The 14,146-nt window shown below is 41.8% G+C and carries 10 protein-coding genes; 6 read left to right on the top strand and 4 right to left on the bottom strand.

Translation table 11 applies throughout. The annotated features are described in order from the left end of the window. Window positions 1-47 precede the first annotated feature (47 nt). From BLQ81_RS00060 to ileS, 4 genes are all read right to left on the bottom strand, one after another. A complete protein-coding gene (locus tag BLQ81_RS00060; protein WP_092727914.1) occupies window positions 48-1,397 on the bottom strand; it encodes a PhoH family protein in 1,350 nt (449 codons plus the stop codon). A 219-nt stretch (window positions 1,398-1,616) separates the two neighbouring features. Further along, window positions 1,617-4,553 carry a DEAD/DEAH box helicase gene (locus BLQ81_RS00055; RefSeq protein ID WP_092727913.1) on the bottom strand — a complete coding sequence of 979 codons (2,937 nt, stop codon included), beginning with the start codon at window positions 4,551-4,553 and terminating at the stop codon, window positions 1,617-1,619. A gap of 204 nt (window positions 4,554-4,757) precedes the next feature. Continuing rightward, window positions 4,758-5,378, bottom strand: coding sequence for a lipoprotein signal peptidase (locus BLQ81_RS00050; protein ID WP_092727912.1), 621 nt, complete (start codon window positions 5,376-5,378; stop codon window positions 4,758-4,760). A gap of 5 nt (window positions 5,379-5,383) precedes the next feature. After that, complete coding sequence (gene ileS, locus BLQ81_RS00045) at window positions 5,384-8,782, bottom strand: isoleucine--tRNA ligase (protein WP_092727911.1); 3,399 nt, start codon at window positions 8,780-8,782, stop codon at window positions 5,384-5,386. Between the two features lie 421 nt (window positions 8,783-9,203). Between ileS and BLQ81_RS00035 the strand changes: the two genes are divergently transcribed. Genes BLQ81_RS00035 through BLQ81_RS00010 form a run of 6 tightly spaced genes read left to right on the top strand, consistent with a single transcriptional unit; the run spans window position 9,204 to window position 14,038 of the window. Next, a complete protein-coding gene (locus BLQ81_RS00035; protein WP_092727909.1) occupies window positions 9,204-10,328 on the top strand; it encodes an adenine-specific methyltransferase EcoRI family protein in 1,125 nt (374 codons plus the stop codon). Then, window positions 10,325-11,488 carry an HNH endonuclease family protein gene (locus BLQ81_RS00030; protein WP_092727908.1) on the top strand — a complete coding sequence of 388 codons (1,164 nt, stop codon included), beginning with the start codon at window positions 10,325-10,327 and terminating at the stop codon, window positions 11,486-11,488. The genes BLQ81_RS00035 and BLQ81_RS00030 overlap by 4 nt, the downstream gene beginning before the upstream one ends. A gap of 18 nt (window positions 11,489-11,506) precedes the next feature. Beyond that, the gene (locus tag BLQ81_RS00025) at window positions 11,507-12,154 is read left to right on the top strand and encodes a hypothetical protein (protein ID WP_139183534.1); all 648 of its coding nucleotides are present in this window, start codon (window positions 11,507-11,509) and stop codon (window positions 12,152-12,154) included. 5 nt (window positions 12,155-12,159) lie between these two features. Then, entirely contained in the window at window positions 12,160-13,074 is a 915-nt protein-coding gene (locus BLQ81_RS00020) for a DUF4268 domain-containing protein (RefSeq protein ID WP_092727906.1), read from the top strand. Window positions 13,075-13,091: 17 nt separating this feature from the next. Further along, window positions 13,092-13,418: a hypothetical protein gene (locus tag BLQ81_RS00015; RefSeq protein WP_092727905.1), complete on the top strand. Its 327-nt coding sequence runs from the start codon at window positions 13,092-13,094 to the stop codon at window positions 13,416-13,418. Between the two features lie 29 nt (window positions 13,419-13,447). After that, a complete protein-coding gene (locus BLQ81_RS00010; RefSeq protein WP_092727904.1) occupies window positions 13,448-14,038 on the top strand; it encodes a hypothetical protein in 591 nt (196 codons plus the stop codon). Window positions 14,039-14,146: the final 108 nt, after the last annotated feature.

Genomic DNA, 14,146 nt, shown 5'->3' with positions numbered 1-14,146 from the left:
GATCGAGCCTACCTTGGATATTTTTGTTTTAAAACTATTTCCAAAGATTACAACAACTCATTCGCCAGATTGGCCAGCTCTGATCGCTCGCCTTTCTCCAGCTTGATGTGTGCGTAGAGGGGATGGTCCTTTGCCCGGTCGATCAGATAGGACAGCCCATTGGATTGTGAATCCAAATAAGGCGTATCGATCTGGAAGACATCACCGGTGAAGATGATTTTTGTGTTTTCACCTGCACGTGAGATGATCGTCTTAATTTCATGTGGAGTCAGGTTTTGCGCCTCATCCACAATAAAGAAGATATTGGAAAGCGAGCGCCCGCGAATGTAAGCCAAGGGCTGAATCACCAGCTTTTCCTGATTGACGAGTTCTGTGATTTTTTGGAACTCTTTGTCCGTCTCCTTGTATTGGTTTTGGATAAACTTCAGATTGTCCCACAGCGGCTCCATGTAAGGATTGAGCTTGGACTTGATGTCACCTGGCAAATATCCAATGTCCTTGTTGGAAAGCGGAACGATTGGCCTTGCCAGGAAGATCTGCTTGTATTCTCTTCGCTGCTCAAGAGCTCCGGCAAGTGCCAATAGCGTCTTTCCAGTTCCTGCCACCCCTTGAATCGATACCAACTTGATGTCAGGATTCATGATCGCATGCAGGGCAAATGTCTGCTCGGCATTCTTCGGCTTGATGTTGTAAGCCAATCGTTTGTCCACGCGTTCCAGCACATTTTCCTCCGAATTGTAAAATGCCAGGACGGAGTTTTTGTCGCTTTTGAGGATGTAGTAGGCATTTGACTTTCGCTTTCTTGTACCAAGTATCGTCTTTGCTTCGATAAATCCCTGCTCATACAGCTTGTTGATTGCCTCAGGATCGACATTGTCCATCACATACTTCCCGGTATTTTCGAGTTCGGTGATGTTTTTGATTTTGCCGGTCTCGTAGTCCTCCGCTTGGATGTTGAGCGATTTAGCCTTCAGTCGTAGGTTGATGTCCTTGGAAACGAGAATCACCTTTTTGGACTTTTCCTTTTCCTGAAGATGCAGTGCGACATTGAGGATCTTGTGGTCGTTTTTGTCTTCCCCAAAGATCACATTGGCATTTTTCTCATTTACAGGATGATACATCATCACTTTGAAATCTCCTCTGGTCTTCCCGTTTAAAGGAGACCATTCATCAATCCGCTGATCTTTGGACAGTTTGTCGAGCAGACGAATAAATTCCCTGGCTTCGAAGTTCTTGGTATCATTGCCTTTTTTAAACTGATCGAGTTCCTCCAGCACGGTGATCGGGATCACTACATTGTGCTCGGCAAAATTCATGATGGAGTTGTGTGCGTATAGGATCACGGAAGTGTCCAGCACAAATATTTTCCGATCGTTATCGGACTTGGCTCTAGGCATGTGCAGGTAAATTGTAGTGGTACTGTGTTCAATTAAATTAGAAAAATATCCCCATCAATAGCTAGGAACTGCCAATAAAAAATGGTTAAGATTTGTCAAGTCCGGTTAGGGGGTTGAGAATCAAAATGATAAAAAAGGGTTGTAAGGTTGGAAAGTTCAAAAGTTGCAAAGTTCGTGAACCCAACTTTGCAACTTTGCCACCTTACCACTTTCAATCTCCTAATCCAACAACGCCCGAATATCATCATTGTCCAAGCTCTTCATGAAGCTTTCTTCATTGCTGATCAATTCGCCGGCAAGGGCCAGCTTACGATCCTGAAGCGCCATGATTTTTTCCTCCACAGACCCACGGGTGATGAATTTGTAGATGATGACCTTGTTTTCCTGACCGATTCGGTGTGCGCGGTCGATTGCCTGAGCTTCCACGGCAGGATTCCACCAAGGGTCGAGCAAGAAGACATATTCTGCTTTGGTCAGGTTGAGACCGACACCACCGGCTTTAAGTGAAATGAGAAATACCTTTACCTCGGGATTTTCCTGAAACTTCTCCACTTGGGCCTGACGGTCTCTTGTCGATCCGTCGAGATAAGCGTAAGGAATATTTTGTTCGTCGAGGTACTTTCTGACAATGCTCAAATGCCTTACAAACTGGCTAAAGACAAGGACTTTGTGATCTTCGGAGATGGTTTCCTGAAGCATGTATGTGATGTCCTCCAATTTCCCGGATTCCCCCTCGTAGTCTTCCCTGACCAGCTTGGGATGGTTGGCGATCTGTCTCAATTGGGTCAAGCCACGGAGCAAGGTGAATTGCTGAGATCCTCTACCTGTTCCTGCAAGTTCGCCGATGATTTTTTCCCGATAGTAGCTTTTCACTTCCTCATAGACCTTCTCTTGCGCAGTAGTCATGTCAGAATACTTCACATTGGTGAGCTTTTCCGGCAGGTCTTTCGCTACTTGAGATTTCAGCCTTCGAAGGATAAAAGGTTTGATCATGGCATTGAGCCTGATTGCTTTTTCCTTATCGTTTTGTTTTTCTATCGGAATGAGGTATTGTTTTTTAAACAGATTCTGATTTCCAAGCAATCCCGGATTGACAAAGTTCATCTGCGACCAAAGATCCATGGTGCCGTTCTCGACAGGCGTACCCGTTAGGATTAATCTTCGTTTGCTTTTCAGCTTATTGACAGCTACAGCAATGTTTGAATTCGGATTTTTTATGGCTTGGGATTCGTCCAGGATGATGTAGTTGAAATAGAAGTCCTTCAAAATATCAATATCCAATCGGACGATTCCGTAGGAGGTCAGCACAATATCATAGCCCCTGAATTTCCAGGGATCTTTGAGTCTTGAAGTGCCCGAATACACCATGACTTTAAGGTCAGGAGCAAATTTTTTGGCCTCCAATTCCCAGTTGTAAATCAGGGAAGTCGGCATGACCAACACGGAAGTAAATCCTGGATTTTCCTCTCGTTCGTGGGCTAAGAGTGCAAGAGTCTGCACCGTCTTTCCCAATCCCATGTCATCGGCGAGGCAACCGCCGAATTGATATTCATTCAGAAAGCGCAGCCAATTGTATCCTGCATGTTGGTAAGGCCTTAGCGTGCCTTCAAAACTTTCCGGAAGCTCATACTCATCAATGGCATCAAACTTTCGCAGACGCTCCAACTTCAAGCTGAGGTTTAGCTTGATCAGCTCTCCATTTTGTAATTCGCGGGCAAAAGCCAAGTGATGCTTTCGAAGGACCAATTCCTCAGAAGATCGCTCTTCGATAAAGTTAAATAGTTCGGAATAGTTGACAAACCAAGTTGCGGGTATCACAGCCACTTCACCATTGGGGAGCTCAAATTCTGACTTCCCCTGCATAATTAATTTTCGAATTTTGGCAAAAGGGACGAGATAAACTCCGAATTTGATTTGTGCCCTGACATCAAACCAATCAATATTTTCATTGACTTCAATAGTGATCTGAGCACGGCCAATGTGAAAGGTTTTTCCGGTGAGGCTACTTCGCTGGACGATTTTGATTTTATTTTCTTCCAGATAGTCTTCGTTGTTGCCCAGCCATTCGAAGGCTTGGGTCTTGGGAAGCGCAAATTTCCCATGCATGAATACCATGTCCTTTTTTTTCAGAATGGTTTCAAATTTTTTCTCTACCTGAGGAGTACGGACAGTTTTATAGAAAGTGAAATTCCCGTCTTTTTCCTCAAACCGACATGAATTTCCATTTCCCTCTCCATCTTTTGACATGATGCCAAAGTCAAATTCCCCGTATTTGTATCGGAGTTCGAAGACGATGATGTCCTCATTCGTATTTTCCAATTCCTCACCGAAAAGATTTTCATTGGCCCCTCCCGGCAGTTCACTGAAGGTGAGCAAAGCCTGAGGAGTACCCTGTTCGGTGTTGATTTCAAAACCTGTGCCTTGGACTTCAAATTGAGTGATCAGGTTGGTGACGAATTTTCTGTAATACTCCAATTCAAACTTGCGCTCAATCATGATCCGGCTTTTGTTCAGAAATGGCTGAAGCTTTTTGCCGTCGATTCCCTTTTCAAAGTGGTAAAGTTGCTCCTCAACAATCAACCAAGCCGGGTCTTTGCAGATTAAATAGCCGTTTTTGTGCTGCCATTCGAGTCTTTTCCCCCGAAATTTGACGATTGGATAATATTGAGTGTTGTATTCTCCTTTGTCAAAGTGAAATACGACTGTAGCCCGCTCGGCATTTACTTTGATTTCTTTCCAAGTTGGATTATTGTCTGATCCCATTTCAAAAAGCCGCTTCCCAATCAGGAGTGGCAGGATCTGAGACCGTTTGATTTCGAGATTTTTAAGTACTAAATCAGGAATAGTTCTATCCACTACTTTTGGGTCAAACACTTTCGGTAAAAAATCTTTGGGACGGATATTACCCTTTTTGATATAAGGTTTGATTACCACCTCCGGCTGCATGGAATCCATGATTTTAATCAACTCATAATCCGCTTTGTCCAAGCCTGAATCAAATTCGGAGGCATTGGCAGAACTGATATTCTGATTAGCCAGAGATAGCCTTCCCTTATCATCCAATTGGACTACAAAGGATTCAAAAAGTAACCCTAAAAATTCGTGACTGAATATGGAATAAACTATTTGAAAGGGTTGATCGGAATTAACTATCATAGTTAGTTTTATAGCATATATAGCAAAAGGAAAATATTCCAATTACTATATTTCATAAGTACTGGGTTAACAATAGAATATACAAGTTGGAAATTACTGAAAAAGGCATTTGCTTTTATAAAAAGCCGCTTTTATTTAACAGAAATGCAAAAAAAAGCCCGAATATTTTCAATTTCGGGCTTTGAACCGGTGATATTTTGCGTGTTAAAGTTCGGGCCCTGATTCTGGTATGGAGATCTCCTCTTTTTTCTCAGGAAAAAAACGGTTCTGATAGATCAATATAATGCCAACACCAATGAAAATAGAGGCATCTGCGATATTGAATATCGGCCACAGGGCTGTGTAGCTGCCACCCCAAAGCGGTACCCAATCAGGGATATAGCCTTCCCAAATATCAAAGTAGAACATGTCTACAACCTGCCCATGAAACCAAGGCGTTGGTGCATTGTAGGGCGCATTGTTTAACCAAACTCCATAAAATACCGAGTCAACCAAATTGCCTATTGCTCCACCGAGTATCATGGAAATGCAAAGGATATATATCGGATGGTTTTTCTTTTCAATGATATAACATAAATAGTATCCAATACCCACCATGGCCACCAATCTAAAAGAGGTGAGGATCATTTTTCCGTACTCAGTACCCAACTCCATGCCGAAGGCCATGCCCGGGTTGGTCGTGTAATGAAGCTTGAACCAGTCTCCGAAAATCGGAATCTGTCCCGGGGTGCCAAAATCCATTTCAAAATGGACCAGCATTTTGACCACTTGGTCTAGGGCAATCACCAAAAAGGCAATTCCGAAATATTTTAGGTATATATTCATCTAACTCAGGTTTCAGCCTTTTCTACTTTTACAGTCAATTCAAAATCATCCATGTCCAAAACGGTCCCATCACTTACCACACCGAGTGCCAAAGTTACCGCCTGAGTTTCGGCCTGGATATAGCCACCAAATGAGAAAATGGCACCTTTTGCCAATTCATTGTCTTCGGATACAATGATCTTGATTTTATCCTGTACTTCCAATCCCATTTCCTTCCGTAAATTTTGGATTCGGTTGACTAAGTCACGGGCCACACCTTCCTGCTTCAGTTCTTCAGTCAAAGTAACATCCAAAGCTACAGTCACACCCTGATCGGAAGCGACCGACCAGCCCGGAATATCCTGTGAAGTGATCAGGACTTCTTCCAAGAGGAGGTCAATGGTCTCGGCTTCCACCTGCACTGCGATTTTACCTTCGCGCTCGATTTCTGCTATTTCCTCCTGTCCCCAAGCGTTGATGGCGGCCACTACAACCCGCATCTTTGGGCCAAGTTTCTTGCCAAGTAGGGGCAGATTCGGTTTTACATTTTTCACCAAAATCCCCGAAGCATCGTCCAGGTACTCGACCGCTTTGATATTCACCTCGGATTTGATTAGATCCTCCACATGCTCGATTTGTGCTTTGGTTTTAGCAGAAAGCACCGGGATCAGGATACGCTGAAGCGGTTGACGGACTTTCAGCTTTTCTTTCTTCCTCAGAGAGTGTACCAGCGAAGAAACGTTTTGAGCCAAGTCCATACTTTCCTCCAAGTCGGTATTGATCAAGGATTGATCAGCCGAAACCCAGTCGGTAAGGTGCACAGACTCCAATCCGTTTTCATTGGTCTCGTGGAGATTTTTGTACATCCAGTCCGAATAGAAAGGTGCAAAAGAGGACATCAATTGGGTCAGCGTGAGCAATCCCTCATACAAGGTCTCATAGGCTGCCTGCTTATCCGCATTCATTTCACCTCTCCAGAATCGCTTCCTTGCCAATCGCACGTACCAGTTGGACAGCTGATCTACCGTGAAATTCATGATGGCACGGGTGGCCTTGGTCGAATCGTAGTTGTCCATCGCCTCTTCCACTTCTTTGATTAGCGTCTGAAGTTTGGAAATGATCCATTGATCCAATTCTGCACGCTCAGTCACCGGAACTGCTTTAGCCTTGTCATAGACAAAAGCATCCAGATTGGCGTAGAGCGCGAAGAAATTGTACGTATTCTGAAGCGTGCCGAAGAAGCGTCGTTGCACTTCGGTTACACCATCCAAGTTGAATTTGAGGTTGTCCCAAGGATTGGCATTGCTGATCAGGTACCAGCGCAAAGCATCCGGGCCGTATTCTTTCAGGGTTTTGAAGGGATCCACGGCATTGCCCAGTCGCTTGGACATTTTGTTGCCGTTTTTGTCTAGGACTAGTCCGTTGGCAATGACGTTTTTGAATGCCACGCTGTCAAAAAGCATCACGGCAATAGCATGCAAGGTGAAGAACCATCCTCTTGTTTGATCTACGCCTTCGGCAATGTAATCCGCCGGATAGTTAGCTTTGAAGATGTCCTCATTTTCAAACGGGAAGTGCCACTGCGCATAAGGCATCGCACCCGAGTCAAACCACACGTCGATCAAGTCCGGCTCGCGAAACATCTTCTCTCCATTGGCAGAAACCAAAATCACATCATCCACAAAAGGTCTGTGCAGGTCGAGTTCTTTGCCTTCATAAGGCGATTTGGACATGAAACCCGCAGCTACCGACTTTTCAATTTCCGAATTCAGTTCAGCGATCGAGCCGATGCATTTCTCTTCCGTTCCGTCGCTGGTTCTCCAGATCGGAAGAGGTGTCCCCCAGAATCTGGATCGACTTAGATTCCAATCCACCAGATTCTCCAGCCAGTTGCCAAAGCGCCCCGTACCGGTTGCTTCAGGCTTCCAGTTGATGGTTTTGTTGAGCTCGACCATCCGTTCCTTGTAGGCTGTAGTTTTGATAAACCAGCTTTCCATCGGATAGTACAGTATCGGCATGTCCGTTCTCCAGCAGTGCGGATAGGTGTGCTCGTATTTTTCGACCTTGAAGGCCTTATTTTCATTTTTCAGGATGATGGAGATGATCACATCCGTGTTTTTGTAGTCGGCGGCACTTTCATCATCCTTTGGGTAATTTTTCACAAAGAAATCATTCGGACCATATTCTTTATGGGCTATGATTCCATGTTCCTTCATCTTTAGCGCGAGGTATTCTCCCACGATTGGAAGGAATTTTCCCTGCTTGTCAACCACCGGAATGTCATTTCCAAGTTCGTCCTTGACAAATACGCCAGGTACATTATTCTGTACCAGAGTTCGGAAGTCATCTGCGCCAAAAGCTTTGGCAAGGTGAACGATTCCGGTACCGTCTTCGGTCGTCACATAATCCCCAGCCACTACGGTGAAGGCAGGATGAGGCAATGCCAAACCCGCGATTGGGAAAAGTTGCTCGTATTCCCAGCCCAGCATTGATTTGCCCTTGAATTCTTCAACGATTTCAAAGGGGATCAATTTATCGCCCGGCTTGTAGTCTTCCAGCTTCAATTCGGCAGCCTTCGGATTGAGGTAAGCACTCATTCTGGCTTTTGCCAAAATTACACTTGTAGCCTCGTAAGTATAGGGGTTGAAAGTCTTCACTTTCACATAGTCCAGATTTTCACCGATCGCCAAGGCCGAGTTGGAAGGCAGCGTCCATGGCGTAGTAGTCCAGGCGAGGATGTAGGTGTTTTCCTGCCCTTTTAGCTTAAACTGAGCCGTGATTGAGGTGTCTTTGACATCCTTGTAGGTGCCCGGCTGATTCAGTTCGTGGGAAGACAAACCCGTGCCTGCCGCCGGAGAGTAGGGCTGTATGGTATAGCCTTTGTAGAGCAAGCCTTTGTCGTAGAGTTTGCGCAGCAGAGACCAAAGGCTCTCGATATAATTGGAGTCAAAAGTGATATACGGATCGTCCAGATCCACCCAATAGCCGATTTTCTCCGTCAGGTCATCCCATTCGTCCTTGAATCGCATGACCGTCTCCCGGCACTTGCGATTGTATTCCTCGACTGAGATTCCTGCCCGGCCAGGTGTCGGGTTTTTACCAATATCTTCCTTTGTTATTCCCAGTTCCTTCTCCACCTGGAGCTCTACAGGGAGACCATGCGTATCCCAACCGCCTTTTCGCTTCACCTGAAACCCCTTGAGCGTCTTGTATCGGCAAAAAATATCCTTCAGGGTACGGGCCATCACGTGGTGAATTCCCGGTGTACCGTTGGCCGAGGGCGGGCCCTCGAAAAAAGTGAAGGTCTCTGCCCCATCACGATTGGCGACCGATTTCTCGAAAACCTTATTTTCTTTCCAATACTGAAGTACTGACTCCCCGATATTCGGATAATCTACTTGCTTAAATTCTTGGTATGTTTTCACTGTTTATGGTCTGGTGAACTTGAAGAAAAGGACTTTTTGGGCGTGCCCCGCCTTGAAAAAAGGCGGGTCGGGCTATCCGCTGTATCCCGTCTCCCTGATTACCATCAGAGAGTCGGGATGCCGCTTCTATCCCTCACGCGGGCATCCCGCTCAAAACAAGGCACAAAGATAGAAGAAAAGCCCTTTTCGGGGAAAGAAAATGCGAATACCGTTAAAATGGCAATCTTCGGTTCCGGCAGGCAGGAGTTAAAGGATTCTGTAATGGGTAAAATCACAGCCTTCGAAGGTTTTTTTGCGGCTCCCCGACAATTTTCGTCTATCTCCCTGAAACTGCTTTTCGTTCTCAGGTAAACTAATATCTTTAAGAATCAGTTTCTGATTTCCTTTTTTTATGACCAGCTCCAATACCTTATTCTGAAAAATGGCCAATAGTAACCTGACCGCAGCGAAGAAAGCGAAGAACGACGAGTTCTACACCCAATACCACGACATCGAGAAAGAAATCAATGCTTACCTCGATTTCGATCCGAATGTCTTTCGGGGAAAAACGTTACTCCTACCTTGTGATGATCCAGAGTGGAGCAACTTCACCAAGTTCTTCGCGCAAAACTTTGAGCGATTGGGTTTGAAAAAACTTGTCAGCACCAGCTATGCCATAGACAGTAAGCCTATAAAAGAAGGATATCAAGTAACCATGTTTGAAGAAAGTGCCCCTCAATATGATCGGCTCAAAACTACCAAACATGGAAAAATCTTCACACTCACTCGTGATACCTCAGGTGATGGGGAAATTGATGTAAATGATCTAGAGTGGCGTTATATGGACGGAGATGGGGATTTTAAAAGTAAGGAAGTTAAAAAACTCCGGGATGAAGCTGATATAATTATAACTAATCCTCCTTTTTCATTATTTCGTGATTTTCTGGCTTGGATTATTGAAGCAGAGAAACAGTTTGTGATTATTGGGAACATGAATGCAATTACATACAAGGAAGTATTCCCTTTGATCAAAGAAAACAAAATGTGGCTTGGCAATGGTTTCCATGCAGGAAACGCTTTTTTTTCAACTCCATTTGCTGAGGAATATGGGGAAGGAGTTTATAATCCGGAAACAGGTCTGGTGAAATTCAGAAATGTTTGCTGGTTTACAAATTTGGATCATGGAAGAAGACATCAACCACTGAAACTGATGACATTACTGGACAATAAGCGGTTTAATAAAAAAATTCAGAACAATGCTGGGAGTTACTTCAAATATGATAATTATGACGCAATTGAAGTTCCCTTTACTGAAGCAATTCCAAATGATTATACTGGAATAATGGGTGTTCCAATTAGTTTTTTAGAAAAATATAATCCTTACCAATTTGAGATTGAAGGAATTACAGACCGAGAAAAAGATAATTCTATACGAACAAAAACATATACCAAAAAGGACTCCCCAAAATATGGGGATCTGAATAGAAGAGCTGCTTTGATTATTGATGGGGAATTGAAGCCTGTTTATGCTCGATTATTAATTAAACACAAAAACCAGCAATCATGAAAACAACGCTTCGAACTGATATTACTGTCAAGGACATATGCGAGGGATTTGTGTACAATGAGTTGGAGGGGAAGGGACTTTTTGGGCTCTCTGGAAAGCTGACTATTCAACCGGAATATCAGCGGAATTACATCTATGCAGATGGAAAAAAGGATGTGGCAGTGATCGAATCGATCTTGAAAGGTTATCCCTTAGGTTTGATTTATTTCAATACCGTTGCTCCGGGCAAGTTTGAAGTCTTGGACGGACAGCAACGGATTACTAGTTTCGGTCGGTATCTGACGGGGAAGTTTGCAATCATGGATGCCGCAGGTATTCCTCAATACTTTGGCGGATTGGCAGCCGACAAACAGCAAAAAATCCTGGAAACCAAACTCCTAATCTACGAATGTGAGGGAAAGGAAAGCGAAATCAAGGAATGGTTTAAGACGATCAATATCGCAGGAGTACCGCTTAATGAGCAAGAACTCCTGAATGCAGTCTATTCCGGCCCCTTTGTCACGCTGTTGAAAGAAGAATTCAGCAACTCCCAAAATGCCAATATCCAAAAATGGAGTGCCTATATCTCAGGTTCAGCCAACAGGCAAGAATTCTTGGAGCGGGCTTTGGATTGGGTCAGCAAAGGAAATATCGGAGATTACATGAGTCGCCACCGCTACGAGACTTCAATCAATCCCGTCAAAACTTATTTCAATACCGTGATTGATTGGGTTTCGACCGTATTTGAAGATGTGGAAAAGGAAATGAGAGGTTTGGAATGGGGTAGAATGTATGAGGACTACCGCCGAAATCCCTACGATCCGAAGCAAGTTTCCAAAGAAGTCCATCGACTATATGCAGATCCCTATGTTAAAAACCGAAGGGGAGTTTTTGAATTCATTTTGGAAGGAATGAAAGACCACAAGCTCTTGGATATCCGAGTCTTTGATGAAGCCACCAAGCGATCTGTCTATGCCAAGCAAAAAGCAGAGGCAGAAGCCAAAGGGATATCCAATTGTTCCTATTGCGCCATAGGATCAGAATCCAACAAAGCCAAAATCTGGGCACTTGCAGATATGGATGCAGACCATGTCACAGCTTGGAGCAAAGGAGGCGGTACCGATCCATCCAATTGTGAAATGCTTTGTAAGAGTCATAATCGAGCGAAGGGGAATAGGTAAGAAGTAAACTGTATATATATGTATCAATTAAAATTTCATGATTTTTTTCGGGTTCATCTACCCAAAAATAAAGATCCAGAAAATATGGATTGGACGGAAGTATTTTTAGAAGAATCCAAATTGATATATGGAGATCAGATAACTGTCAATTATGAATTAGATGAATCTGGAAAGACAATTTTTGATATCGATTTATATCCATCATTTATATACACATCTTGGCATTTTAATAAAGGTAATCCCAGTGCTCAATTTCAAGATTTAAATCACACGATCGATAAACTATTTTCAGAAAAGCTTTTAAGGTTTAATCCTATATACAGGTGTACTGGACTCTTGGATTATCATTTTCATTACTATAAAGGGAAAAAATCTCTTTTCTTGTCCCATATAAAACACCAAATTCTCCCGATATGTAAAACAAAAATGGAGAATCCCAAGGATAAAATTATACCTCAGAACCAACATATTACTTTTGAGAATTTTGAAAAAATAATTGATGAGTGGATTCACTTACAATCAAAAGTAAATCCAAAAACGAATATTCTTTGGAAATTAAAAAACTTCAAATGGGTTGAAATTTTAGGTCTTATGGTTGCTGTTTTAGCCTTGTTATTAGCGTTAATTATAGATTGGGATAAACTAGTTGAGGCTTTTAAAAATTAGATAAAATGAACCTAGGAAGATTAAGACAAGTCGAGTTAAAGGAGATTTGGAAGCATGAAGCTTACAACTTCACTACCTGGCTAGCTATGCCAGAGAACCTAGAATTGCTAAGTGAGGAGATCGATATTGAACTCTCCTTGATTGGAATTGAGCAATATGTAGGCAGATTTAAAGTTGATATTTTCGCTGAAGAGTCAATTGGGGGAAGAAAGGTAATTATTGAAAACCAACTGGAAAAAACAAATCATGATCACTTAGGAAAGTTGATTACCTATGCTTCAGGTCTAGAAGCTGAAATCATTATTTGGATTGTGAAGGATGTATTGGAAGAGCATCGACAAGCTATTGACTGGTTAAACGAGCATACCGATGAACATATTAATTTTTTTGCGATCAGAATGGAAGTTTGGCGGATAGGACAATCAGATCCAGCCCCAAAGTTTCACATAATTTCCAAGCCGAATGATTGGAGTAAATCAGTCAAACAATCTGTTCAAAACGCTGAGTTTACAGATACTAAATTGCTTCAACATAAATTTTGGGATGGATTTAAAGCTTATGCACAGACAAATAATTGGAAACTAAGACTGAGAAAAACCTATCCACAACACTGGTATGATTTAAGTTTTGGAAGATCGGATTGCCATATCGCATTGACGATTCATTCCCAAAAAAATGAGCTAGGCTGTGAAGTTTATATTCCAGATTCACCAGAAACCTATCAAACTTTCTTGAAACACCAATCAGAGATTGATTCAAGAATTGAAGAGTTGGATTGGATGGAATTACCTGCAAAAAAGGCTAGTAGAATTAAAAAAGTAATAAAAGGAGATTTAACCAAGGTGGAATCATGGCCAGAATATTTTAAATGGCTGGGAGAACATGCTCTTCATTTTCAAAATGTGTTTAGTAAGTTTTAAGTACTCAACTAGCTGAAATGGACAAGGAAAAAATTTTAAAGGAAATTCAAAATCGCTTACCTGATGACATCAGGATAATAAATCAAACTCCCTTTGAATTAACTGAAGATGAGTTTTTAGTAATACTTTCATGGTTAAAGTATTTTAATTGGCATTATCAACTTCATAAAAAAAGCGGTAGTCCAGAAATTCAATCCCCAATTATATCTAAAAGAATTAGACTTGATTTTTATTTTTACTGGATTTCTGAAAATATTCAAAATAAAGATACAGGATTCTCTATTTACATAGTATCAAATTATAAAAAGACATTGAAAGAAATAATTAATACTTATAAATTATAAATTCTTAAATTTCTATAATTTCAAAAAATATGAGAAATTCTGTAATTATAATCTTATTCATTTTTGCTTCTTGTGAATCTTCTTATAAAAATCGTCTTGAAAGAGGAAATGATTTTTTTGATAAGCAAGAATATGAAAGTGCTATATATGAGTTTTCCCAAATTCCTGAATCAAGTGACTCTTATCAAGAGGCACAAGCCCTGAAAAGCAGAGCAGAAATTTTAAAAGAGGAAAAGATAGAATTTTCAAAATTAAGAAATGATTCGATACAAACTTTAAGATCACAAACAAAAGAGAATATTCCTGAACAATCGACTAAGCCTTCCCTCCCATATAGCTCTAAATATTCAAGCCAAGCCGTAAAAACATCAAATGATAGAGTGGAGAGATGGATTTCTCTTGGATATTTAAAGTTTGAGTCAAATTATAAAGTATATATTTCTCCAGATCTTTGGAATTCCGTGGATATTTCAGGAAAAGAGGAAGTAGCTTTAACATTATTAATTTATACTGAAGTTTTTGAAGGAAGAGGGGAAAATAGCTCCATAGAATTTTTGGATAAACAGTCAGGAAAAGAAATTGCATCATGGTCAATTTGGAGTGGGTTTGAAATAAAATAATTTTCTCCCTTTAAGTTCAACCCTTTCAGGCATTGGCGTTAACTTAGCGATATATAATTTTCAGATCTTGTTGATAATGAGATCTTTTTCTTGTTTCATAGCAACAAT

This window comes from Algoriphagus alkaliphilus, assembly GCF_900103735.1.
In the GTDB taxonomy this organism is placed as follows: Bacteria; Bacteroidota; Bacteroidia; order Cytophagales; family Cyclobacteriaceae; genus Algoriphagus; species Algoriphagus alkaliphilus.
Note: the sequence above shows the minus strand (reverse complement) of the source record. Positions and strands in the feature narration are given on the sequence as shown.

Excerpts from the sequence above, each read along its gene's own strand:
- BLQ81_RS00035 (WP_092727909.1), top strand. The coding sequence starts at position 9,204 with ATGGCCAATAGTAACCTGACCGCAGCGAAGAAAGCGAAGAACGACGAG.
- BLQ81_RS00060 (WP_092727914.1), bottom strand. The coding sequence starts at position 1,397 with ATGCCTAGAGCCAAGTCCGATAACGATCGGAAAATATTTGTGCTGGAC.
- BLQ81_RS00020 (WP_092727906.1), top strand. The coding sequence starts at position 12,160 with ATGAACCTAGGAAGATTAAGACAAGTCGAGTTAAAGGAGATTTGGAAG.
- BLQ81_RS00030 (WP_092727908.1), top strand. The coding sequence starts at position 10,325 with ATGAAAACAACGCTTCGAACTGATATTACTGTCAAGGACATATGCGAG.
- BLQ81_RS00025 (WP_139183534.1), top strand. The coding sequence starts at position 11,507 with ATGTATCAATTAAAATTTCATGATTTTTTTCGGGTTCATCTACCCAAA.
- BLQ81_RS00055 (WP_092727913.1), bottom strand. The coding sequence starts at position 4,553 with ATGATAGTTAATTCCGATCAACCCTTTCAAATAGTTTATTCCATATTC.
- BLQ81_RS00015 (WP_092727905.1), top strand. The coding sequence starts at position 13,092 with ATGGACAAGGAAAAAATTTTAAAGGAAATTCAAAATCGCTTACCTGAT.
- BLQ81_RS00050 (WP_092727912.1), bottom strand. The coding sequence starts at position 5,378 with ATGAATATATACCTAAAATATTTCGGAATTGCCTTTTTGGTGATTGCC.
- BLQ81_RS00010 (WP_092727904.1), top strand. The coding sequence starts at position 13,448 with ATGAGAAATTCTGTAATTATAATCTTATTCATTTTTGCTTCTTGTGAA.